This is a genomic window from Rhodoferax sp. RT4P68, from assembly GCF_056521305.1.
On sequence record NZ_JBWMBB010000007.1, the window covers coordinates 144,359 to 167,357 of the forward strand.

Below are 22,999 nucleotides of genomic sequence, written 5' to 3' on the forward strand. Positions count from 1 at the left end.
CGCTTACCCCCCAACAAGGAACCCCCATGGCCATCGCGCTGCTCTTGACCGGACACGACAAGGACCTGGGGGGCGGCTTCGTGGTGCGGCGCCTGCTGCCCGCGGCGCAGCGCCAGGCGGTCGGCCCGTTCCTGTTCTTCGACCACTTCGGCCCGGCCACGCAGCGGCCTGAGGACAACCACGATGTACGGCCACACCCGCACATCGGCCTGGCGACCGTGACCTATCTGTTCGATGGCGCGATCTTTCACCGCGACAGCCTGGGTTCGGAGCAGGAGATCACCCCCGGCGCCGTCAACTGGATGACGGCAGGCCGTGGCATCGCGCATTCAGAGCGGCGGCCGGCCCGCCTGGCGCAGCAGGCCTATGTGAACCACGGGCTGCAGCTCTGGGCGGCGCTGCCCGAGGCGCATGAAGAGGCAGCGCCGGCCTTCGAGCACACACCGGCCGCCGCCATTCCAGAGATCGACGTGGATGGCGTGCGCGTGCGGGTGCTGATCGGGCAGGCGTTCGGCGCCACATCGCCGGTGAGCACCTTCTCGCCCACGCTGTATCTGGATGTGGCGCTGCAGGCCGGCGTGGCTTTCGTGTTGCCGGCGTTGGCCGAAGAATGCGCGGTCTATGCCGTGGACGGCGACGTGACGGTCGACGGCCAGTCGGTGGCGGCGCGGCAGATGGCGCTGCTCACGCCCGATGCGCCGGCCGTCATCCACTGCGAGCAGCCGACCCGCCTGGCCGTGATCGGCGGCGAACCGATGCCGCACCGGCACATCTGGTGGAACTTCGTCTCCAGCCGCAAGGAGCGAATCGTGCAGGCCGCCGCCGATTGGGAGGCGGGCCGCTTCGACCCGGTGCCCGGCGAGACGGAGTTCATCCCGCTGCCCGAGCGGCGCTTCATCGCCTGACCGGCCCCGGCGCCTAGCCGCTCAGGCGCCGGCGCTGCCGACGTGCAAGTCGCTGGCCAGCGAGCGGCGCTCGTCGAAGACAAAGCACTCACCGTGGAAATGAGCGCCGTCGGTGTCCTCGAAGTACTTGAGGATGCCGCCCTCGAGCTGGTAGACGTGTGACAGCCCGGCGCTGCGCATCAGCATCGCCGCCTTCTCGCAGCGGATGCCGCCGGTGCAGTAGCTGACGACAGTCTTGCCTTCCAGCTCCGCCTGGTGCGCAGCCAGTGCCGCGGGAAAGTCGCTGAACTTGCCGATGCGCCAGTCGATGGCGCCATCGAATGCGCCGACATCGACCTCGAAGGCATTGCGCGTGTCCAGCGTGACGACGGGGCGGCCCTCGTCGTCGACGCCGGCCTCCAGCCAGCGCCGCACGGTGGCGGCCGGCACGGCGGGTGCGCGGCCTGTGTCCACGCTGAAGTCGGGCTGGATCTGCGGCTGGTTCATGCGGATGATTTCGCGCTTCACCTTGACCAGCATCTTGCGAAACGGTTGCGCGTCGGACCAGCTCTCCTTAGGCGTCAGATCGGCCAGCCGCAGATCGGCATGCAGCTCCTCCACAAAGGCGCGCACCTCGGCCTCGCCCCCGGCGACGAACAGGTTGATGCCTTCTTCTGCCAGCAGCACGGTGCCCTTGAGCTGCAGCGCCATGGCACTGGCCAGCAGGCGCTCGCGCAGGGCGGCAGCGTCGGGCAGGGGGACGAATTTGTAGGCGGAGATGTTGAGGATGGCAGGCACAGCGCGCGATTATCCTTGCGCGTTATGAAGGCACTCACGTTTCTGCCCTGGTACGACTGGCTGGCCATCGCCTGGTTTTTTGCGCTGTGGCTGGGCTATGCCTGGTTCACGCGGCACACCAAGCGGGTGACGCTGCTGCAGACCACCAACCGCTACCGCCGCCACTGGATGGAGCAGGCCACGGCGCGCGACCCGCGCGTGCTGGACGGCATCATCGTGCAGGGCCTGTCGAGCAGCCCTTCGTTCTTCGCCTCAACCACCATCATCATCATCGGCGGCCTGCTGGCGTTGCTGGGCGCCACCGACAAGGCGTCAGAGTTCGTGCGCGAGATCCCGTTCGCCGTGCGTACCTCGGTGCTGGTGTTCGATCTCAAGGTGCTGCTGCTCATGGGGATCTTCGTCTTCGCGTTCTTCCGCTTCACCTGGTCGATGCGCCAATACACCTTTGCCGCGCTGGTGATCGGCTCCATGCCCGACCCGGAAGAGTTCGCCGCCGGCAAGTTCGACCGCAAGCACTTCGCCGATCGCGCCGGCAAGATGCTGGGCATGGCAGCCGAGACCTTCAACGACGGCGTGCGGGCCTACTACATGTCGTTCGCGGCGACGGCCTGGTTCTTCTCGGCGGTGGCCTTCGCGCTGGCAACGGCGGCTGTGGTGCTGATCCTGTATGCGCGCGAGTTCCGCTCCGAAGTGCTCAACGTGCTGCGCGACTGAGCTTGGGCGGCTCCTTGCGGAGCGGCCTGCCCGCGCTCAGGTTGGTCTGCACACATGGCTGGTGCGCGGCCGAGGCGGCGTGGCGGCCCAGGCGCGGCGCATCCTGGTGGACGAGGAGGGGCACGAGCGCCGCGCCATCCGCGCCGCCAGCGATTGCAAGCGCGGCGCCATCGCCCACCACGAGAATCTTGACGACCCCGGCTGATCGCCGGACGTGCGAAGTGGGGTGCCTAGAATCCCCCGATGTTCGTTCACCTGCGCATCCATTCCGAGTTCTCCGTCGTCGACGGCACCAACCGAATCGACGATCTGATCGCCGTAGCGGCGGCCGACCGCCAGCCGGCGCTGGCCATCACCGACCTGAACAACTTGTTCGGGGCCATCAAGTTCTACAAAGCCGGGCGCGGCAAGGGTGTCAAGCCCTTGATCGGCGCCGAGATCGTCATCGAAGGCCTGGGCCATGAGCCCGGCAATACCTCGCGCCTGCTGCTTTTGGTGCAAAACAGGCAGGGTTATCTGAACCTGTGCGAGCTGCTGGCGCGCGCCTGGACGCAGAACGTCTCGCGCGCCCAGGCGATTGTCAAACTGGCCTGGCTGCAGGAGCTGGGGGAGGGCTTGCTGTGCCTGTCCGGCGCGCAGTCGGGCGCGGTGGGGCAGGCCCTGGTGCAGCGCGACGCATCGCGTGCGAGCGCGCTGGCACTGCAGCTGGCCGGCGTGTTCCCGCACCGCTTCTACCTGGAGCTGCAGCGCGCCGGCCGGACGGACGATGAAGCGCATGTGGTGGCGGCCGTCGGCCTGGCCGCGCGGCTCAAGCTGCCGGTGGTGGCGACGCACCCGGTGCAGTTCACCACCGAGGACGACTACGAATCGCACGAGGCGCGCGTCTGCATCTCGGACGGCGAGATTTTGGGCAACCAGCGGCGCGTGCGGCGCTTCACGCGCGAGCAGTATTTCAAGTCGGCTGCGCAGATGGAGGCGCTGTTTGCCGACATCCCCTCGGCCATCGCCAACACGGTAGAGATCGCCAAGCGCTGCAACCTGACGCTGGTGCTGGGCAAGCCGCAGCTGCCGAACTTCCCGATTCCAGAGGTGAACGGCCGGGTGATGGGGGTGGAGGAATACTTCCGCCACGTCTCGCACGAGGGGCTGGAAGAGCGCCTGGCGCATCTGTTCCCCGACGCAGCCAAGCGCGATGCCGAGCGGCCGCGCTATGTGGAGCGGCTCGAGTTCGAGATCAACACCATCTTGAACATGGGGTTTCCGGGCTACTTCCTGATCGTGGGCGACTTCATCAACTGGGCCAAGAAGAACGGCTGCCCGGTGGGCCCGGGCCGGGGGTCGGGCGCCGGCTCGCTGGTGGCGTATGCACTGAAGATCACCGACCTGGACCCCTTGCACTACAAGCTGCTGTTCGAGCGCTTCCTGAATCCGGAGCGGGTGTCCATGCCCGACTTCGACATCGACTTCTGCCAGGGCAACCGCGACCGCGTGATCGACTACGTGAAGCAGAAGTACGGGCGCGAGGCCGTGAGCCAGATCGCCACCTTCGGCACCATGGCGGCGCGCGCGGCCATCCGCGATGTCGGCCGTGTGCTGGACATGAGCTACACCTTCTGCGATGGCATCAGCAAGCTGATCCCGAACAAGCCGGGCATGTCGGTCACGCTGCAGTACCCGCCTGCCAAGAAGAAGGAGGGCGACAAGAACAACTACGCGATCGAGATGGAACCGGTGCTGGCCCAGCGCATCCGCGACGAAGAAGACGTCAAGACCATCATCGAATACGCGCAGAAGCTGGAGGGCATGACGCGCAACATCGGCATGCATGCCGGCGGTGTGCTGATCGCGCCGGGCAAGCTGACGGACTTCTGCCCGCTGTACCAGCAGCCGGGCAGCGACTCGGCCGTGAGCCAGTACGACAAGGACGACGTGGAGGCCATTGGCCTGGTGAAGTTCGACTTCTTGGGCTTGGCCACGCTGACCATTCTGGAGATCGCGCGCGAGTTCATCGTCAAGCGCCACCCGGGGCAGGAGGCTTTCGCCTACGAGAACATCGCGCTGGACGACAAGGCCACCTACCGGCTGTTCCAGGAGGGCAAGACCGAGGCCGTGTTCCAGTTCGAATCGCGCGGCATGCAGGGGATGCTGCGCGACGCCAAGCCGACGCGGCTGGAAGACCTGATCGCGCTGAACGCCTTGTACCGGCCGGGCCCGATGGACCTGATCCCCAGCTTTGTGGCGCGCAAGCACGGCCGCGAAGAGGTGGAGTACCCGCACCCGCTGGTGGCCGAGATGCTCTCCGAGACCTACGGCATCATGGTCTACCAGGAGCAGGTGATGCAGACCGCGCAGATCCTGGGCGGCTACTCGCTGGGCGGCGCCGACATGCTGCGCCGGGCCATGGGCAAGAAGAAGGCCGAGGAGATGGCCGAGCACCGGCAGATCTTCCGCACCGGCGCGGCCAAGAACGGCATCACCGAAGACAAGGCCGACGAGGTCTTCGACCTGATGGAGAAGTTCGCCGGCTACGGCTTCAACAAGTCGCACGCGGCCGCCTATTCGCTGCTGGCCTACCACACGGGTTGGCTGAAGGTGCACTACACGGCCGAGTTCTTCTGCGCCAACATGACCGTGGAAATGGACGACACCGACAAGCTCAAGGTGTTGTATGAGGATGCGCTGAAGATGGGGCTCACGTTCGAGCCGCCGGACGTCAACCGCGGCGGCTACCGTTTCGAGCCCGTCACCGACAAAGAGATCCGCTACGGCCTGGGCGCTGTCAAGGGCACGGGCCAGCAGGCGATCGAGGCCATCGTGGCCGCGCGCGAGGGCCGCGGTGTCGGCCCGTCCGGCGAGGTCTGCGGGCCGTTCAAGAGCCTGTTCGACTTCTGCCTGCGGGTGGACCGCGCACGGCTGAACAAGCGCACGGTGGAGGCGCTGATCAAGGCCGGCGCCTTCGACGCGCTGCAGCGCAACCGCGCGGCGCTGATCGCATCCGTCGACCGGGCCTTCGACTTTGCCGCCGCCAGCGTGGCCAACGCCAACCAGACCGGGTTGTTCGACATGGTGGATTCGCATGCCGCGAGCCACCAGGAACCCGATCTGGTCGATGCCACGCCCTGGGGCATCAAGGAGCAGCTGACCTACGAGAAGACGGCGGTCGGCTTCTACCTGTCGGGCCACCTGTTCGACGAGGTGGCGCGCGAGGTGCGCCAGTTCGTCAAGCGCGGGCTGGACGACGTGATCGACACGCGCGAGCAGCAACTGTTCGCCGGCATCGTCACCGACCTGCGCGTCATCAACGGTCAGCGCGGCAAGCTGGCGCTGTTCAAGCTGGACGACAAGGCGGGCGTGATCGAGGCGCGGGCCGACGAGGCGCTGATCCACCAGCACCGCAACACGCTGAAGGACGACGAGCTCGTCATCGTCATGGGCAAGCTGCAACCCGATCGCTTCAGTGGTGGCCTGCAGCTCACCGTGCAGCAGATCTGGGACCTGGCGGCTGCGCGCTGTCGCTTCGGCAAGTTCCTGCGGGTCAAGGTGGACCGCACGAATGTCGGCCATGGCCACAAGCCGCCGTCGATCGACCGGCTGCTCAAGGACTTTCCGGCGCAGCGCGAGATGTCCGAGCATGGCGAGCTGGTGCGCGGGCTGGCGGTGCGCTTCTCGCTGGTGTTCCCGGAATTCGTGGCCGAGGACGCGGTGCGGCTGGAGGAAAGCAAGTTCTTCCCCACCGATGCAGCGCTGGCCGGCTTTTGCGCCCAGGCGCACCAAGGGCAAGCGCGTATCGTCTACGAATAGCGACCTGACCGGTGTCGCGTCATCATGCATTCATGAACATGTCACAAACAGATCGGACACTCCCCGCGAATTTGCCTGCCGCGGCGGTGGGCGTGAACGTCAAACCCCCAGTGTCCGAAACTTCCCTTGCCGCCGACATGGCGGTTCCCCCGCTGGTTCTGCTCGATCGCGACCACAGCATCCTGGCGTTCAACGAGCGCGTCTTCGATTGGGCATGCCGGCCCGAGGTGCCGTTGCTGGAGCGCCTGCGCTTCCTGTGCATCGTCTCCTCCAATCTGGATGAGTTCTTTGAGGTGCGTGCTGCCGCGCACCTGGACGCCGCCAACGGCCGGATCTCGGACGGCTCGTATTCGCTGGAGTCGTTCCGCGCGCTGGCCGATGCCGCGCACGACCTGGTGACGCGCCAGTACGCGCTGTTCAACGACGAACTGCAGCCGGCGCTGGAGCGCGAGGGCATCAAGCTCGTGTCGCATTCTGAACGCGACCCTGAGCAGCGCGCCTGGGTGCGCCGCTATTTCGAACGCGAGGTGCGGCCCCTGCTGCTGCCCACGGGGCTGGATCCGGCGCACCCGTTTCCGCTGGTGGCCAACAAGTCGCTGAACTTCATCGTCCGGCTGTCGGGCCACGATGCGTTCGGCCGCGAGAACGACATCTCCATCGTCAAGGTGCCGCGCGTGCTGCCCCGGCTCATCCGCCTGCCGGACAAGCTCACCGGCGGCAAGACGCTGGTGGTGCTGCTGTCCAGCGTGATCCGGGCGCACCTGGCCGAGCTGTTTCCCGGTCGGCAGGTGGGCCAGTTCTCGCAGTTCCGTGTGACGCGGCATTCCGACCTGGCGATCGACGAGGAAGAAGTCAACAACCTGCGCACCGCCCTGCGCCAGGGGCTGGAGTACCGCCACTACGGTGAGGCCGTGCGGTTGGAGGTGTCGGCCAGTTGCGATCCGCATCTGTCGGACTTCCTGCTGCGCCAGTTCAAGCTGCCGGACAAGGCCCTGTACCGCGTGCACGGCCCGGTGAACCTGGGCCGGTTGACGCAGCTGATCGACCTGGCCGATGCGCCGCGGCTGGTGTTCCCGGAGCACAAGCCGGTCTGGCCCACCCAGCTGGCGCCCGACCAGTCGATGTTCGAGCGCCTGCGCGTGGGCGACGTCCTGGTCCACCAGCCGTTCGAAAGCTTCGAGGCGGTGCTGACTTTCCTGCGCGAAGCCGTGCAGGACCCGCAGGTGCTGGCGATCCGCCAGACCATCTACCGCACCGGCAGCGACCCCGAGCTGATGGGCCTCTTGCGCGAGGCCGTGCGCCGCGGCAAGGAAGTGATGGTCGTGGTGGAGCTGAAGGCGCGCTTCGACGAAGAGGCTAACATCAACTGGGCCGAGATGCTGGAGGGCATCGGCGCGCAGGTGGTCTACGGTGTGGTGGGCCTCAAGACGCACGCCAAGATGCTGCTGGTGACGCGGCGTGAGGGCGGCAAGCTGCGCCGCTACGGGCACCTGTCGACGGGTAACTACAACCCGCGCACGGCGCGGCTGTACACCGACCTCAGCTACTTCACTGCAGACGCCAAGCTGACGGCCGACATGGAGCACCTGTTCGTCCACATCGCAGGGCAAAGCCGCTTGCCACCGCTGGACGTGCTGCTGGTGGCGCCTTTCCAGCTGCAAAAGTCGATGTTGGCCAGGGTCGATGCGGCAGGGCGCGCTGCGGCCAACGGGGTGCCCTCGCGCATCATCGTGAAGACCAATGCGCTGACCGACGAGCAGCTGGTGCGGGCCCTGCTGCACGCCGGCCAGCAAGGTGCGAGCATCGACCTCATCGTGCGCGGCGCGTGCATCCTGCCGGCGCAGGTGCCGGGCCTGTCAGACAACATCCGCGTGCGCTCGATCGTCGGGCGCTTTCTGGAGCACACGCGGGTCTTCTACTTCCGCGAAGGCGAAGAGGAGTGGCTGTACCTGTCCAGCGCCGACTGGATGAGCCGCAACATGCTGCGGCGCATCGAGCTGGCCTGGCCGGTGACCGATCCGGCGCTGCGCCAGCGGGTCATCGACGAGTGCCTGGTGCCCTATCTGCACGATGGCTGCGACGCCTGGAACCTCGGGCCGGACGGTCGCTACGTGCGCACCCTGGATCTGGACCTGCCCGAGCACCTCAGCGCCCATCGCGCCCTGGCGCAACGCTATGCGCCGGTGCCGCTGCAGGCCCTGCCGGCGGCCGGCAGTACTTGAACATCAGCAGTCGGAGGAACCCACGATGGACCTGATTCTGTGGCGCCACGCCGAGGCGCAGGAGGCCAGCAGCGACATGGCCGACATGGACCGCGAGCTGACGCCGCGCGGCCACAAGCAGGCCAGCCGCATCGCCGCCTGGCTGGACCGCCAGCTGCCGGACGGCACGCGCGTCATCTGCAGCCCCGCGCGTCGCACGGTGCAGACGGCAGACGCGCTGGGCCGCAAGTACAAGCTGCGCGCTGAGCTGGCGCCTGACGGATCACCGGTCGATCTGCTCCAGCTCGCCCAGTGGCCCGATGCCAAAGGCGCTGTGCTGGTGGTGGGTCATCAGCCCACGCTGGGCCAGACCGTGGCCCAGTTGCTGGGTTTGGCAGAGCCGGAGACCGCCTTGCGCAAGGGCGCCGTCTGGTGGCTGCGCACGCGCGAGCGCGAAGGCCAGCGCCAGACCGTGATCGTCGCCGTCCAGGCGCCCGACACCGTCTGAATCGCCGCCACTGCAGCGCGGGCGCCCGCACGCGCACGGCCCGCGCGTGAACTCCGGCACGGCGTGGCCGCCCGGCGGTGTCGCAAGGGTGAAGTGCGGCCAATCCCGCCACTGCAGGCGGCGGAACGCATCGATAGAATGGGTTCCATGGCCACCAAAATTCCCTCTAAGCCTGGGCAACCGAAGGCCACTCCTTCGCGGCCGGACGACGGCGGATCGGTCGTGCTCGAGCGGCGCACCCAGAAGGTCAAGCCGCCGCAGATGCACCAGGTGCTGATGCTCAACGATGACTACACCCCGATGGAGTTCGTGGTGGTGGTGATCCAGGAGTTTTTCAGCAAAGACAGGGAAACGGCGACGCAGATCATGCTCAAGATCCATCTGGACGGGCGTGCTGTATGCGGCGTGTATTCGAAAGACGTGGCGGCCACCAAGGTCGACCAGGTCCTGGAAGCGGCTCGTCAGGCGGGTCACCCCCTGCAATGCGTCAGCGAGCCTGTGGCGTGATCGGTTGAAAAGCCGTTTCCCACACCCAAGTAGTAGAACGCACGTAATCAGCAAAGTGGCAAAGGAATTTTCATGATCGCCCAGGAATTGGAAGTCAGTCTGCACATGGCCTTCGTGGAAGCGCGTCAGCAACGCCACGAGTTCATCACCGTCGAACACCTGCTGCTCGCCTTGCTGGACAACCCCAGTGCTGCCGAGGTGCTGCGCGCCTGTTCGGCCAACATCGATGACTTGCGCAAGTCGCTTGCGAACTTCATCAAGGACAACACGCCCCAGGTGGCGGGCACGGATGACGTGGACACGCAGCCCACGCTGGGCTTCCAGCGTGTGATCCAGCGCGCCATCATGCACGTGCAATCCACCGGCAGTGGCAAGAAGGAGGTCACCGGCGCCAACGTGCTGGTGGCGATCTTCGGCGAGAAAGACTCGCACGCCGTCTACTACCTCCACCAGCAGGGCGTGACGCGCCTGGACGTGGTGAACTTCATTGCCCACGGCATCAAGAAGACCGACCCGCCCGAGCCCACCAAGGCCAATGAGTCGCCTGCCGAGGCCGAAGAGGGTACCGAAAAGAACGAAAAGGCGTCGCCGCTGGAGCAGTTCACGCAGAACCTGAACCAGCTGGCAAAAGAGGGCAAGATCGACCCGCTGATCGGCCGCGAATACGAGGTCGAGCGCGTGATCCAGATCCTGTGCCGCCGCCGCAAGAACAACCCGCTGCTGGTGGGCGAGGCCGGCGTTGGCAAGACCGCCATCGCTGAGGGCCTGGCCTGGCGCATCACGCAGAAGGATGTGCCCGAGATCCTGGCCGAGGCGCAGGTCTATTCGCTGGACATGGGCGCGCTGCTGGCGGGCACCAAGTACCGCGGCGATTTCGAGCAGCGCCTGAAGGGTGTGCTCAAGTCGCTGAAGGACAAGCCGCACGCTGTGCTGTTCATCGATGAGATCCACACGCTGATCGGCGCCGGTGCTGCATCCGGTGGCACGCTGGATGCCTCCAACCTGCTCAAGCCGGCGTTGAGTTCCGGCGCGCTCAAGTGCATCGGCGCGACGACCTTCACCGAATACCGCGGCATCTTCGAGAAGGACGCGGCCCTGTCGCGGCGCTTCCAGAAGGTCGACGTGGTCGAGCCCACGGTCGAGCAGACGGTCGAGATCCTCAAGGGCCTGAAGTCGCGCTTCGAAGAGCACCACAACGTCAAGTACGCTGTCGCTGCGCTGCAGGCCGCGGCCGAGCTGTCGGCCAAGTACATCAACGACCGGCACCTGCCGGACAAGGCCATCGACGTCATCGACGAAGCCGGTGCGGCCCAGCGCATCTTGCCGGTCAGCAAGCGCAAGAAGACCATCAGCAAGAGCGAGGTCGAGGAGATCGTCGCGAAGATCGCCCGCATTCCGCCGGCCAACGTGTCCAACGACGACCGCGGCAAGCTCAAGACGTTGGAGCGCGACCTGAAGAGCGTGGTGTTCGGCCAGGACAAGGCGCTGGACGTGCTGGCCTCGGCCGTCAAGATGGCGCGCTCGGGCCTGGGCAAGGGCGACAAGCCGATTGGCTCTTTCCTGTTCAGCGGCCCCACGGGAGTCGGCAAGACCGAGGCGGCCAAGCAGCTGGCCTACATCATGGGCATCGAGCTGATCCGCTTCGACATGTCCGAGTACATGGAACGCCACGCCGTCAGCCGCCTGATCGGGGCGCCCCCCGGCTACGTAGGGTTCGACCAGGGCGGCCTGCTGACCGAGGCCGTGACGAAGAAGCCGCATTGCGTGCTCCTGCTCGACGAAATCGAAAAGGCGCACCCGGACATCTTCAACGTGCTGCTGCAGGTCATGGACCATGGCAGCCTGACGGACAACAACGGGCGCAAGGCCGACTTCCGCAACGTCATCATCATCATGACGACGAATGCGGGCGCCGAGACCATGAACAAGGCGACCATCGGCTTCACGAACCCGCGCGAGGCGGGTGACGAGATGGCCGATATCAAGCGCCTGTTCACGCCCGAGTTCCGCAACCGGCTGGATGCCACCGTCAGCTTCAAGGCACTTGACGAGACCATCATCCTGCGGGTGGTGGACAAGTTCCTGCTGCAGCTGGAAACGCAACTGGCCGAGAAGAAGGTGGAGGTGACCTTTACCGACACGCTGCGCAAGTATCTGGGCCGCAAGGGGTTCGATCCGCTGATGGGCGCACGCCCGATGCAGCGTCTGATCCAGGACACGATCCGCCGCGCGCTGGCCGACGAACTGCTGTTCGGCCGCCTGATCGACGGCGGGCGCCTGGTGGTCGACATGGCGCTGACCAAGGACGAAAAGGGCGTGGAGACTGGGGAAGTGCAGCTCGACATCCAGCCCCTGCCCAAAAAAGAGGGCAAGCCCAAGCCCGAGGCCGAGGAAGCCACCACGGGCTGATTCGCACCCTTTTCCAGGCCCCACAGGAAGGCCGGCATCGAGAGGTGTCGGCCTTTTTGACGTTTGGGCGCCCCGATGACCTTTACATACTTTAAGTGGCGCGCGCAAGTCATTGATCTTGCGGACTGTTTTGCGTCTGGATACACTCTCGTTCGTCGCGAAACCTTCTCAGGATGGATGCATGTCTTTTCAAACCGCATCTGGCAGCTTGCACCGTGTGTTGCAGTGCGTGCTGGTGTTCTCGTGCCTGTTCGCGCTGGGCTGGACGTCCGCTGACGCGGCGCCCCGCAAGAAGCAGGTGGTGGTCGAGAAGAAATCCAGTGCGACGGCTGCTACCAAGCGGCGCACCAGCGCGCGCCCAACCGTGGTGCGCAACACCCGCGTGACTGCTGTCGGCAAGGGCCGGGTGAAGGTCAGCATCGCTGGGCGCCAGCGCATCGTGACGCCCAAGGCGGTGATCATTCCCGTGCGGCCCTCGTTCGGCCAACTGGCGGGCCTGCATGCGGTGGACGATCCCCTGGACCTGAAATCCAGCGTCGCCCTGGTCATCGATCAGGAGACCGACGAAGTCCTGCTGCGCAAGAACGAAAACGTGGTGCTGCCGATCGCCTCGCTGACCAAGCTCATGACCAGCGTCATCGTCAACGATGCCGCTTTGCCGATGGACGAGATGCTGACCATCACCCAGGACGACGTGGACACCGAGAAGGGCAGCCGTTCGCGCCTGGTCGTCGGCACCACGCTCAGCCGTGGTGAGTTGCTGCACCTGGCGCTGATGTCCAGCGAGAACCGGGCGGCGCACGCGCTGGGACGCACGTTCCCCGGTGGCATGGCCACCTTCGTCAGCCGCATGAATGCCAAGGCCCGCAGCCTGGGCATGCAGGACACGCGCTATGTCGAGCCGACGGGCCTGTCCAGCCTCAACCAATCGAGCGCGCATGATCTGGCGCTGCTGGCCCACGCGGCTTACGCCGATCCTGTGATCCGTGAACTGTCGACCTCGCACGGCCATTCGGTCGACGTCGGCAAGCGCACGCTGCAATACAACACCACCAACCGGCTGGTGAAGAACCCGGACTGGGAAATCGGCCTGCAGAAGACCGGCTACATATCCGAGGCCGGCCAGTGCCTGGTGATGCAGGCCAGCATTGCCGGCCGCAAGGTCATCATGGTGTTTCTGGACTCGGCCGGCAAGCTGAGCCGCCTGGGCGACGCCGAGCGCGTGCGCAAGTGGGTCGAGGCGACGACCGCCACGGCCCTGATGCAGGGCACCGCAGGCAGCGCGAAGCTGGTGCCGATCTCCACGCGCTGAACGAGGCACGCATCGGCCGCCGGGTGTCTGCCGCGCCGGCCGGGCGCTGGTCAGGCAAGCGGGTGGTGGCCTTCGTGGTAGCCCAGCGACGCTGAAATTTCATTGGCCGTGTGCTGCAGCTTGGGCAGCCAGGCTTCGTCCAGCCGGTCAGCGGGCGACGAAATCGACAGGCCCGCCACCAGCCGGCTCTGGTCGTCGTAGATGCCGGCGGCCATGCAGCGCACGCCCAGCTCCAACTCTTCATTGTCCCGCGCGACGCCGGACTGCCGAGCCTTGGCCAGTTCGCGCTCCAGCAGCGGCAGCTGCGTGAGGCTGTTGCGCGTGTGGCCGGACAGCCCGGTGCGCGTGGCGTAGGCGCGCACGCGCTGGGGATCGTCGGCCGCCAGGAACAGCTTGCCGACGGACGTCAGATGCAGCGGCGCGCGGCCGCCGATGGCCCGCACCACCTGCATGCCCGAGCGCTCGCTGAACGCGCGCTCGATGTAGACGATCTCATCGCCCTGGCGCAGGCTCAAATTGACGGGTTGCTGGATCAGCCGGTGCAGCTCGCGCATGGGCGCCAGGGCGGCGTCGCGCACGCTGAGCCGGCCCTTGACCAGATTGCCCAGCTCCAGCAGGCGCATGCCCAGGCGGTAGGTGCCCGGCTCGGGCCGGTCGACGAAGCGCCCAGTCGCCAGGTCGTTCAGGATGCGGTGGGTCGTCGACGGGTGCAGGCCCGTCTTCTCGCTGATTTCTTTCAGCGACATGGCTTCTTCGCGCGATGCCAGCACGTCGATCAGCGCGAACATGCGCTCGATGACCTGCACGGTGGGCACCGCTGGTACCAGGGGGTCTTTCTTCATGCGGTGGCGGACGCGTTCGACGTTGCGTCATCGCGCCAGCGCCCGCCCACGAGCAGCTCGTGGGGATGGAAACGGGCCTTGTAGTTCATCTTGGCGCTTTCCCGTATCCAGTAGCCGAGGTAGACATGGTCCAGGCCCATCGTGCGTGCCTGTCCAATCTGCCAGAGCACGCTGTAGGTGCCATAGCTGGCACTTTCCTCGGGCTCGTAGAAGGTGTAGACGGCAGACAGGCCATCGTCCAGGATGTCCAGAATGGAGACCATCTTCAACTGCGCGGGCTGATCGCCCAGCGCTGGCGCATGGAATTCGACCAGCCGCGAGTTGACCCGGCTTTGCAGCAGGAACTGGGTGTACTGGTCGATGCTGTCGTGGTCCATGCCACCACCGGCGTGGCGCCCGTTCTGGTAGCGCAGGTACAGCTGGTAGTGCTCCGGCACGAAGCACAGCTTCAGCACACGGGCCTGCAGGTTCTGGTGCCGGTTCCAGGCGCGGCGCTGGCTGCGGTCGGGTGTGAACTGGTGGGCCAAAACGCGTAGCGGCAAGCAGGACTGGCAGCCGTCACAGTGTGGCCGGTAGGTGAACATGCCGCTGCGGCGAAACCCGTTTTGCACCAGCCCGGAATAGGTGTCGCTCTGGATGAGGTGCCCTGGCGTGGCCACCTGCGAGCGAGCCTGCCGGTCGTCCAGATAGCTGCAGGGGTAGGGCGCCGTGGCGTAGAACTGAAGCGCCTGCAGCGGGAGATCGTTCAGGTGGGTCACGCGGTCTGGGGCGGTGAGGAGAACAACGCGGGCCAGTATACGGGCTCGAATCTCCACGGCAGGGGGCTCCGGCGGGCGTCGCGCGCAAGCTGTGCGACGAAGTCCGAGCGCTCGATTTCCCGGGCGCCGAGCGATGCCAGGTGCCGCGTGTTCTGCTGGCAATCGATGCGCGTGACGCCATGGCTGCGGCACAGCGCGACCAGCGCCGCCAGCGCGATCTTGGAGGCATCCGTCGCGCGCGCGAACATCGATTCGCCGAACACCGCATGGCCGATGGCCACGCAGTAGAGCCCGCCGACCAGTTCGCCCTGCACCCAGGTTTCCACGCTGTGGGCGCTGCCGGCAGCGTGCAGCGCGGCGTATGCGTCCACCATGTCGTCCACGATCCAGGTGCCCGACTGGCCGGCGCGCGGGCTCGACGCGCAGGCCCGGACCACCTTGGCAAACGCCGTGTCGATCCGCACCTCGCAGCCCGGCGTGGCGGCAAAGTGCTGCAGCGTCTTGCGCAGAGAGCGGTGCAGCCTGAACTCGCTCACGTGCAGCACCATGCGTGGATCGGGGCTCCACCACAGGATCGGCTGCCCTTCGCTGAACCACGGGAACACACCCTGGCCGTAGGCCTGGCGCAGGCTGTCGACATCGAGCGAGCCGCCAGCGGCCAGCAGGCCCGGAGCCGGATCGCCCGCTCCCCAGGCCTGCCAGACGGGGGGCAGGGCATCGCCTGGGAACAACCAGGGCAGGGCGGGTTGGGATTGGGCCACGGACACCTCAGGCAGGCGCCGCGCCCGGCGGAATCGGTGGTCGGATGAAAGGCGAAACCATGCTCAAGCCATTGGAAGGGTTCGCGGCATCATGCCATCCGGAGCGGCCCGTCCTGGTTCGGCCCAGCCAGTCGCCCTGCATGGCGCAAAACGGTAAAAAGTCACGTTACGATACCGGTCGAATCAAATTGTTGGTTTGCCACGCGGGACGGACGACAAGGAAGACTATGGCGATGGACCTCGTGGGTGATCTGCTCGCCCGGCTGGACCAGTTGAATGCGATCGGGGCCGCGCTGTCGAAGGAGCGTGACACCAATGCGCTGCTGGAAGGCATTCTGATCGCGGCCAAGAACATCACCCACGCCGATGGTGGCACGCTGTACCGCATGTCCGAAGACGGTGGGTCGCTGCGCTTTGAGATCATGCGCACCAACTCGCTCAGCCTGTTCCTGGGCGGCACCACGGGCCAGCCGATCGACTTCCCCCCGCTGCAGCTCATCAACGCCGATGGCGCCTTCAACGACGTAATGGTGGCCACCTACGCCGCCATCCACGACCGCACTGTCAACATCGCAGATGCCTACGCCGAGGAGGGCTTCGACTTCACCGGCACGCGGGCGTTCGACCAGCGCACCGGCTACCGCTCGCAGTCGTTTCTGACGGTGCCGATGAAGAACCACGACGGCGAAGTCATCGGCGTGCTGCAACTGATCAACGCCCAGGAGCCCGGCCTGGACCGCGTCGTGACATTTTCCGAAGCCGACCAGCGGCTGGTCGAATCGCTCGCCTCGCAGGCCGCCATCGCGCTGTCCAACCGGCAACTGGTGAACCAGCTGGAGGAGCTGTTCGAGTCCTTCATCCGCTTGATCAACATGGCGATCGACGACAAGTCGCCCTACACCGGCGGCCACTGCAACCGTGTGCCCGAGCTGACGATGATGCTGGCCGAGGCGGCGGACACCACGCTGCAGGGCCCGCTTGCCAGCTTCAAGATGAGCGAGCGCGACCGCTACGAGCTGAAGATCGCCGGCCTGTTGCACGACTGCGGCAAGATTTCCACGCCGGTGCACGTGGTCGACAAGAGCACCAAGCTGCAGACCCTGTTCGACCGTGTGGTGCTGGTGGACACGCGTTTCGAAGTGCTCAAGCGCGACGCCGAGATTGCCTCGCTCAAGCGCCAGCTGGCATTGCGCGGACCGGTCGACCCGCAGGCCGAAGCCCTGGAAGCCGCTCAGCTGGAGCATCAGCACCTGACGCTGGACAACGAACGCGCGCTGATCCGCCGCACCAACGTCGGCGTTGAGACCGTGACCGACGCTTCGCTGGCGCAGTTGCGGGCGATGGCCCATGCGCGCACCTGGCGCGCGCCGGACGGCTCGATCCAGCCGTTCCTGACCGATGACGAGCTGGAGAACCTGTCGATCCGCCGCGGCACGCTGACCGCCAAAGAGCGCGACATCATCAACTACCACATCGTCGCCACCAACCGCATGCTGGAGCAGGTGCCCTGGCCCAAGCATCTGCGCAACGTGCCGGAGTTCGCAGGCGGCCACCATGAGCGCATGGACGGCCGTGGCTACCCCAAGGGGCTGACGCGGCACCAGATGTCGCTGCAGGCGCGCATGCTGGGCATTGCCGACATCTTCGAGGCGCTGACCGCTGCCGACCGCCCCTACAAGCCGGGCATGAAGGTCTCGAAAGCGCTGGAGATCATGGTGCGCTTCAAGAAGAACGGCCACATCGACCCGGACCTGTTCGACGTCTTCATGCGCGAAGGCGTTTACAAGCGCTACGCCCAGCAGTTCCTGAGCGCGGAGCAGTACGACGTGGTTGCGATCGATGCGCTGGTGCAGGACGGCGGCCTGGTGGCGGCCGCGCCCGTCGCCGAGGCGCAGCAGGTCTGAACCTGCCTGGCCCGCGGGGCAAGACCCCGCCGACCGCCGTTGGTCGACGAGACCGGGCTTGCCGGGGTCTTGCGTGAGCTCAGGCGATTGCCGCTCAAGCCCTCAGGCCAGCTTCTTCACCAACACCTGGCTGCGCCGGTCCCAGTTGTATTTGCGCTTGCGGGCTTCGGGCAGCCATTCCGGGTCGACCACCTGAAAACCCCGCTTGATGAACCAGTGCATGGTGCGCGTGGTCAGCACGAAGATGCTGGTCAGGCCCGCTGCGCGCGCCCGGTGCTCGACGCGTTTGAGCACCTTCTCGCCATCGCCCTGGCCCTGGCTTTGCGGCGACACCGTCAGCGCCGCCATCTCGGCCGTCTTGGCTTCGGGGTAAGGATAGAGCGCCGCGCACGCGAAGATCACGCCGTCATGCTCGATCACCGTGTAGAGCTGCACGTCGCGCTCGATCTCGGTGCGGTTGCGCTTGACCAGCGTGCCGTCTTTCTCGAACGGTTCGATCAGTTGCAGGATGCCGCCCACGTCGTCCACGCTGGCCTCGCGCACGCTTTCCAGCTTCTCGTCGATGACCATGGTGCCCACGCCGTCGTGCACGTAGATCTCCAGCAGCAACGCGCCGTCCAGCGCGAATGGCAGGATGTGGCTGCGCTCCACGCCCGCCTTGCAGGCCTTCACGCAGTGCTGCAGATAGAAGCCGGAGTCCGTCGGCTGCAGCGGCGCGGGCAGCGCGGCCAGCAACTGTTCGGCGGCGGCCAGCGGCAACTCGGTGTCGATGGGGTTGTCGTCCGATTCGGGCTCAGTCGGCTTCACGCGGATGCCCGGCACCTCGGTCAGGAACACCAGCTTGTCCGCCTGCAGCGCCACGGCCACGCTGGTGGCCACTTCTTCCATTGCCAGGTTGAACGCCTCGCCCGTGGGTGAGAAGCCGAATGGCGACAGCAGCACCAGCGCGCCCATGTCCAGCGTGCGCAGCAGCCCGCCGACATCGACCTTGCGGATCGAGCCCGAATGCTGGAAGTCCACCCCGTCCACGATGCCGATGGGCCGCGCCGTGATGAAGTTGCCCGAGATCACGCGCACCGTGGCACCCGCCATGGGGGTGTTGGGCAGGCCCTGGCTGAACGCGGCCTCGATCTCGTAGCGCAACTGGCCTGCAGCTTCCTGCGCGCAATCGAGCGCCACGCTGTCGGTGATGCGCATGCCGTGCGAGAACTTGGCCTCGTGGCCTTTGGCGCGCAACTGCTCGTTGACCTGCGGCCGAAAGCCGTGCACCAGCACGATCTTCACGCCCATGGCCTGGATCATCGCCAGGTCCTGCGCGATGCTGGGCAGCTTGCCGGCCGCAATCGCCTCACCGGCGATGCCGACCACGAAGGTCTTGCCCCGGTGCGTGTGGATGTAAGGCGCGACCGAGCGGAACCAGGGCACGAAGGTGAAATTGAAGACAGCGGACATGGGCGGCGGGCCTGCGCTTTGGACTTGGGCAGCGCACGTTGTGCACTGGGATAATCCCGGATTCTCCACGATGTCCCCCGCAGGACGCGCCCCCCCACTTCTATGTCTGACGCACCGCCAGCGCGCATCGCGCCTGCGTTCACGCTGCACTTTCCCGAATCGCTGCCCGTCTCCGGTCGGCGCGACGAAATCATGGCGACCATTGCGGCCCATCAGGTCGTCATCGTCTGCGGCGAAACGGGCTCGGGCAAGACCACGCAATTGCCCAAGATCGCGCTGGCCCTGGGCCGCGGCCGCTGCAACGCGCCGCAGGGCCAGGGCCGGCTGATCGGCCACACGCAGCCGCGCCGCATCGCTGCCAGCTCGGTCGCCAAACGCATCGCCGAAGAACTCAAATCGCCGCTGGGCGACGTGGTCGGCTTCAAGGTGCGCTTTCAGGACAGGCTGTCGCGCAACGCCTCGGTCAAGCTGATGACCGACGGGATTTTGCTGGCTGAGACGCAGACCGACCCTCTGCTCAAGGCCTACGACACGCTGATCATCGACGAGGCCCACGAGCGCAGCCTGAACATCGACTTCCTGCTGGGCTATCTGCGCCAGATCCTGCCGCGCCGGCCCGACCTCAAGGTGATCGTCACCTCGGCCACCATCGATGCCGACCGCTTCGCCCAGCACTTCAAATCGGCCGCCGGGCCAGCGCCCGTCATCATGGTCTCGGGCCGCATGTTCCCGGTGGAGCAGCGCTGGCGGCCGTATGAGGAATCGCGTGACTACGGGCTGAACGAGGCGATCGCCGACGGCGTCGACGAACTGTGGCGCGACCCGCGCCAGGGCGGCGACATCCTCGTCTTCCTGCCTGGCGAGCGTGAGATCCGCGAGGCGGCCGACCATCTGCGCGGCCACCTGCAGCACCAGCCGATGCTGCGCGATGCGCAGGTGCTGCCGCTGTTCGCCCGCTTGAGCCAGGCCGAGCAGGACGAGATCTTCGTGCTGCGGGGCAAACGCCGCATCGTGCTGGCCACCAACGTGGCCGAGACCTCGCTGACGGTGCCCGGCATCCGCTACGTGATCGACGCCGGCACCGCGCGCGTCAAGCGCTACAGCCTGCGCAGCAAGGTCGAGCAGTTGCTGGTCGAGCCCATCAGCCAGGCTGCGGCCAACCAGCGCGCCGGGCGCTGCGGGCGAGTGGCCGACGGCATCTGCATCCGCCTGTATGGCGAGGACGACTTCAACGGCCGGCCGCGCTTCACCGACCCGGAAATCCTGCGCAGCTCGCTGGCTGGCGTCATCCTGCGCATGAAGTCGCTGCACCTGGGCGAGGTGGAAGACTTCCCCTTCGTCGAGGCGCCGTCGAAGCGCGCCATCACCGACGGCTACCAGCTGCTCAATGAGCTGGGCGCGGTGGACGACGACAACGTGTTGACGGCCACCGGCGCTGAATTGGCCCGCTTGCCGCTGGACCCGCGCGTGGGCCGCATCATCCTGGAAGGCCGCGACCGCCAGGCGTTGAGCGAAGTGCTGGTGATTGCGTCGGCACTCTCGGTGCAGGACGTGCGCGACCGGCCCATGGACGCGCAGACCCAGGCCGACCAGCAGCACGCCAAGTTCGACGACGAGAAGAGCGAGTTCAGCGGCTACCTGCGCCTGTGGGACTGGCTGGCGCAGGCGCGTGGTGGCCATGCCGGCACCGACGGCGCGCCAACGCACAAGCTCAGCAACCGCCAGCACGAACAACTGCTGCGCCAGAACTTCATCAACATCCGCCGCGTGCGCGAGTGGCGCGACATCCACAGCCAGCTGCTGACGGTGGTCACCGAACACCGGTGGAAGCTCAACGAGCAGCCCGCCAGCTACGAGCAGCTGCACAAGGCCATGCTCTCGGGCCTGCTGGGCAATATCGGCTTGAAGCCCGAAGACGAAGACGCCTACCTGGGCGCACGCGGCATCCGTTTCCACCGCCACCCGGGTGCGCATCTGAAGAAGAAGCCGGGCCGCTGGATCGCCGTGGCCGAGTTGGTGGAGACCACGCGCCTGTTCGGGCGCGGCATCGCCAACATCGAGCCGCAGTGGCTGGAAGAGGTCGGCGCGCATCTGCTGAAGAAGCAACTGCTCGACCCGCATTGGGAGAAGAAGGCCGCCGAGGTCGTCGCGCTGGAGCGTGCCACGCTGTATGGCCTGGTCGTCTACAACAACCGCCGCGTGCCCTACAGCCGGGTCGACGCGCACGGCGCGCGCGAGATCTTCATCCGCCAGGGCCTGGTGGCCGGCGAGTGGGAAACCAAGCTGCCGTTCGCCGCCGCCAACGTGCGCACCATCGCGCAGGTGGAGGCGCTGGAACACAAGTCGCGCCGGCAGGATGTGCTGGTCGACGACGAGCTGATCTACGCCTTCTACGACGCGCAGTTGCCGGCCGACGTGCTGAGCGGCCGCACCTTTGAGGCCTGGTGGCGTGATGCCTCTCGCACCAACCCCAAGTTGCTGCAGCTCACGCGCGAAGAGCTGATGCGCCACGAGGCCGCAGGCATCACCACCGATGCCTTTCCGCGTACCGTGCGCCTGGGCGGCGTGGACTGCGCTGCCAGCTACCTGCACGAGCCCGGCAACCCGCGCGACGGCATCACCGTGACCGTGCCGCTGTTCGTGCTGAACCAGGTGGCAGACGACCGCTGCGAGTGGCTGGTGCCCGGCATGCTGAAGGACAAGATCCAGGCGCTGCTCAAAAGCCTGCCACAGCGGCCACGCTCACGTTTCGTGCCCTTGCCCGAGTCGGCCACGCGGCTGGCGGCCGAGCTGCCGTTCGCGCAGGGCGGGTTGGTCGATGTGCTGCTCAAGGCCGTGCGTGACCAGACCGGCATCGATGTCAAACGCGCCGATTTCAAGCTCGACATGCTGAGCCCGCACCTGTTCATGAACCTGCAGGTGGTGGACGAGCACGGCCGCCAGCGCGGTCTGGGCCGCAACCTGGGCGCCTTGAAGGCCGAGCTGGGTGCACAGGCGCGCGGTGCCTTCCAGGCGCTGGCAGCTTTGAAGACGGCGGCGCCGGCATCGGTGCCGACCAAGGCCGACGCATCTGACGCCGCCGAAGTGAAAGTGGTGAAAGCCACAGCGCCCGCCCCTGCCACGCCGCAGCTGCCCGCCAACCAGCGCCACACGCAGTGGGACTTCGGCGAGCTGCCCGAGCTGCTGGAGATCCGCAAGGGCGGCCAGAGCGTCATCGGCTTTCCGGCGCTGATCGACGACGGTGACGCCGTGCGCATCGAAGTGTTCGACGAGCCCGACGTGGCGGCTGCCAAGCACAAGGCCGGCCTGCGCCGCCTGTTCGCGCTGCAGATCCGCGATGCGCTGAAGTTTCTGGAGAAGAACATCCCCGATCTGCAGAAGATGGCGGTGGCCTACATGCCCCTGGGCACGCAGGAGATGCTGCGCGGCCAGATCATCGACGTGGCGCTGGACCGCGCGTTCCTGCTGGAGCCGCTGCCCACCGACGCGCTCGCCTTCAAGCGCCGCATCGACGAAGGCCGGGGTCGGCTCACGCTGATCGCGGGCGAGGTCGCGCGGCTGGCCGGCACCATCCTGATCGAATACGCAGTCGCCGTGCGCAAGCTGAAGGACGCGCGGCCACCGGCCGATGTCTCGGCCGATGTGCAGCAGCAGCTGCAGCGGCTGGTGCCAAAGGACTTTCTGGCCGTCACGCCCTGGCTGCAACTGCAGCACTTCGCGCGCTACCTGAAAGCCATCACGCTGCGGCTGGACAAGCTGCGGGCCGACCCGGCCCGCGATGCGACACGCATGGTCGAACTCAGACCGCAGGAACAGCGCTACTGGCGGCTGGTGGCCGAGCGCAAGGGCCAGGTCGACAGCCGCATGCAAGAGCTGCGCTGGCTACTGGAAGAACTGCGTGTGAGCTTCTTCGCGCAGGAACTGCGGACGCCGCAGCCGGTCAGCGTCAAGCGGCTGGACAAGACGTGGGCACAACTGAACCAGTAAGAGATCGCAAGCCGCCGCCAAGCGGCGCCGCCGCCCCGGGCCCGGCTACATGTGGCGCGCAGCCAGCTTCAATACTTAGGCCTGTCTGCCATCGCCCGCAATGCCTCGACGAGGATGAGCACAAAAGGCGCGCCCAAAATCCAGGCTGGCAAAGCCCATGT

At 66.5% G+C, this 22,999-nt stretch carries 16 protein-coding genes; 11 read left to right on the forward strand and 5 right to left on the reverse strand.

All coding sequences use genetic code 11. The features are described 5' to 3' along the window. The first annotated feature begins 26 nt into the window (after window positions 1-26). Window positions 27-905, forward strand: a complete 879-nt coding sequence (locus AC099J_RS16695) for a pirin family protein (RefSeq protein WP_479616401.1) — start codon at window positions 27-29, stop codon at window positions 903-905. 21 nt (window positions 906-926) lie between these two features. Here AC099J_RS16695 and AC099J_RS16700 read toward each other — a convergent pair whose 3' ends face one another. Further along, window positions 927-1,682, reverse strand: a complete 756-nt coding sequence (locus AC099J_RS16700; protein WP_479616402.1) for a sulfurtransferase — start codon at window positions 1,680-1,682, stop codon at window positions 927-929. Window positions 1,683-1,706: 24 nt separating this feature from the next. On the opposite strand from AC099J_RS16700, the gene AC099J_RS16705 reads away from it, so the two are divergent. The 8 genes from AC099J_RS16705 (at window position 1,707) to AC099J_RS16740 (ending at window position 13,134) form a co-directional block, all read left to right on the forward strand. Next, complete coding sequence (locus AC099J_RS16705; RefSeq protein ID WP_479616403.1) at window positions 1,707-2,396, forward strand: DUF599 domain-containing protein; 690 nt, start codon at window positions 1,707-1,709, stop codon at window positions 2,394-2,396. Between the two features lie 61 nt (window positions 2,397-2,457). Beyond that, window positions 2,458-2,601, forward strand: coding sequence for a hypothetical protein (locus AC099J_RS16710; RefSeq protein ID WP_479616404.1), 144 nt, complete (start codon window positions 2,458-2,460; stop codon window positions 2,599-2,601). Window positions 2,602-2,639: 38 nt separating this feature from the next. Beyond that, the gene (gene dnaE / locus AC099J_RS16715; protein WP_479616405.1) at window positions 2,640-6,197 is read left to right on the forward strand and encodes a DNA polymerase III subunit alpha; all 3,558 of its coding nucleotides are present in this window, start codon (window positions 2,640-2,642) and stop codon (window positions 6,195-6,197) included. A gap of 137 nt (window positions 6,198-6,334) precedes the next feature. Continuing rightward, window positions 6,335-8,419, forward strand: coding sequence for a polyphosphate kinase 1 (gene ppk1 / locus AC099J_RS16720; RefSeq protein ID WP_479616406.1), 2,085 nt, complete (start codon window positions 6,335-6,337; stop codon window positions 8,417-8,419). Between the two features lie 25 nt (window positions 8,420-8,444). Further along, on the forward strand, window positions 8,445-8,906 hold the full coding sequence (locus tag AC099J_RS16725) for a SixA phosphatase family protein (protein ID WP_479616407.1): 462 nt from the start codon (window positions 8,445-8,447) through the stop codon (window positions 8,904-8,906). Between the two features lie 147 nt (window positions 8,907-9,053). Then, window positions 9,054-9,413, forward strand: a complete 360-nt coding sequence (gene clpS, locus AC099J_RS16730; RefSeq protein ID WP_479616408.1) for an ATP-dependent Clp protease adapter ClpS — start codon at window positions 9,054-9,056, stop codon at window positions 9,411-9,413. A 72-nt stretch (window positions 9,414-9,485) separates the two neighbouring features. After that, on the forward strand, window positions 9,486-11,822 hold the full coding sequence (clpA, locus tag AC099J_RS16735; RefSeq protein WP_479616409.1) for an ATP-dependent Clp protease ATP-binding subunit ClpA: 2,337 nt from the start codon (window positions 9,486-9,488) through the stop codon (window positions 11,820-11,822). 181 nt (window positions 11,823-12,003) lie between these two features. Then, complete coding sequence (locus AC099J_RS16740; protein WP_479616410.1) at window positions 12,004-13,134, forward strand: serine hydrolase; 1,131 nt, start codon at window positions 12,004-12,006, stop codon at window positions 13,132-13,134. Between the two features lie 50 nt (window positions 13,135-13,184). On the opposite strand, the gene AC099J_RS16745 is transcribed toward AC099J_RS16740, so the two are convergent. Genes AC099J_RS16745 through aat form a run of 3 tightly spaced genes read right to left on the reverse strand, consistent with a single transcriptional unit; the run spans window position 13,185 to window position 15,495 of the window. Further along, window positions 13,185-13,976, reverse strand: coding sequence for an IclR family transcriptional regulator (locus tag AC099J_RS16745; RefSeq protein WP_479616411.1), 792 nt, complete (start codon window positions 13,974-13,976; stop codon window positions 13,185-13,187). Beyond that, window positions 13,973-14,734, reverse strand: coding sequence for an arginyltransferase (locus AC099J_RS16750; protein ID WP_479616412.1), 762 nt, complete (start codon window positions 14,732-14,734; stop codon window positions 13,973-13,975). Before AC099J_RS16750 ends, AC099J_RS16745 begins: the two co-directional genes overlap by 4 nt. Continuing rightward, complete coding sequence (aat, locus tag AC099J_RS16755; RefSeq protein ID WP_479616413.1) at window positions 14,731-15,495, reverse strand: leucyl/phenylalanyl-tRNA--protein transferase; 765 nt, start codon at window positions 15,493-15,495, stop codon at window positions 14,731-14,733. Before aat ends, AC099J_RS16750 begins: the two co-directional genes overlap by 4 nt. A 227-nt stretch (window positions 15,496-15,722) precedes the next feature. Between aat and AC099J_RS16760 the strand changes: the two genes are divergently transcribed. Then, a complete protein-coding gene (locus AC099J_RS16760; protein ID WP_479616414.1) occupies window positions 15,723-17,399 on the forward strand; it encodes an HD domain-containing phosphohydrolase in 1,677 nt (558 codons plus the stop codon). A gap of 102 nt (window positions 17,400-17,501) precedes the next feature. On the opposite strand, the gene argA is transcribed toward AC099J_RS16760, so the two are convergent. Further along, on the reverse strand, window positions 17,502-18,851 hold the full coding sequence (gene argA, locus AC099J_RS16765; RefSeq protein ID WP_479616415.1) for an amino-acid N-acetyltransferase: 1,350 nt from the start codon (window positions 18,849-18,851) through the stop codon (window positions 17,502-17,504). 102 nt (window positions 18,852-18,953) lie between these two features. Between argA and hrpA the strand changes: the two genes are divergently transcribed. Then, a complete protein-coding gene (gene hrpA, locus AC099J_RS16770) occupies window positions 18,954-22,838 on the forward strand; it encodes an ATP-dependent RNA helicase HrpA (protein ID WP_479616416.1) in 3,885 nt (1,294 codons plus the stop codon). The last annotated feature ends 161 nt before the right edge of the window (window positions 22,839-22,999 follow it).

Coding starts and splice junctions, on each gene's coding strand:
- AC099J_RS16695 (WP_479616401.1), top strand. CDS start 27: ATGGCCATCGCGCTGCTCTTGACCGGACACGACAAGGACCTGGGGGGC.
- AC099J_RS16705 (WP_479616403.1), top strand. CDS start 1,707: ATGAAGGCACTCACGTTTCTGCCCTGGTACGACTGGCTGGCCATCGCC.
- dnaE (WP_479616405.1), top strand. CDS start 2,640: ATGTTCGTTCACCTGCGCATCCATTCCGAGTTCTCCGTCGTCGACGGC.
- ppk1 (WP_479616406.1), top strand. CDS start 6,335: ATGGCGGTTCCCCCGCTGGTTCTGCTCGATCGCGACCACAGCATCCTG.
- AC099J_RS16725 (WP_479616407.1), top strand. CDS start 8,445: ATGGACCTGATTCTGTGGCGCCACGCCGAGGCGCAGGAGGCCAGCAGC.
- clpS (WP_479616408.1), top strand. CDS start 9,054: ATGGCCACCAAAATTCCCTCTAAGCCTGGGCAACCGAAGGCCACTCCT.
- clpA (WP_479616409.1), top strand. CDS start 9,486: ATGATCGCCCAGGAATTGGAAGTCAGTCTGCACATGGCCTTCGTGGAA.
- AC099J_RS16740 (WP_479616410.1), top strand. CDS start 12,004: ATGTCTTTTCAAACCGCATCTGGCAGCTTGCACCGTGTGTTGCAGTGC.
- AC099J_RS16745 (WP_479616411.1), bottom strand. CDS start 13,976: ATGAAGAAAGACCCCCTGGTACCAGCGGTGCCCACCGTGCAGGTCATC.
- AC099J_RS16760 (WP_479616414.1), top strand. CDS start 15,723: ATGGCGATGGACCTCGTGGGTGATCTGCTCGCCCGGCTGGACCAGTTG.
- argA (WP_479616415.1), bottom strand. CDS start 18,851: ATGTCCGCTGTCTTCAATTTCACCTTCGTGCCCTGGTTCCGCTCGGTC.
- hrpA (WP_479616416.1), top strand. CDS start 18,954: ATGTCTGACGCACCGCCAGCGCGCATCGCGCCTGCGTTCACGCTGCAC.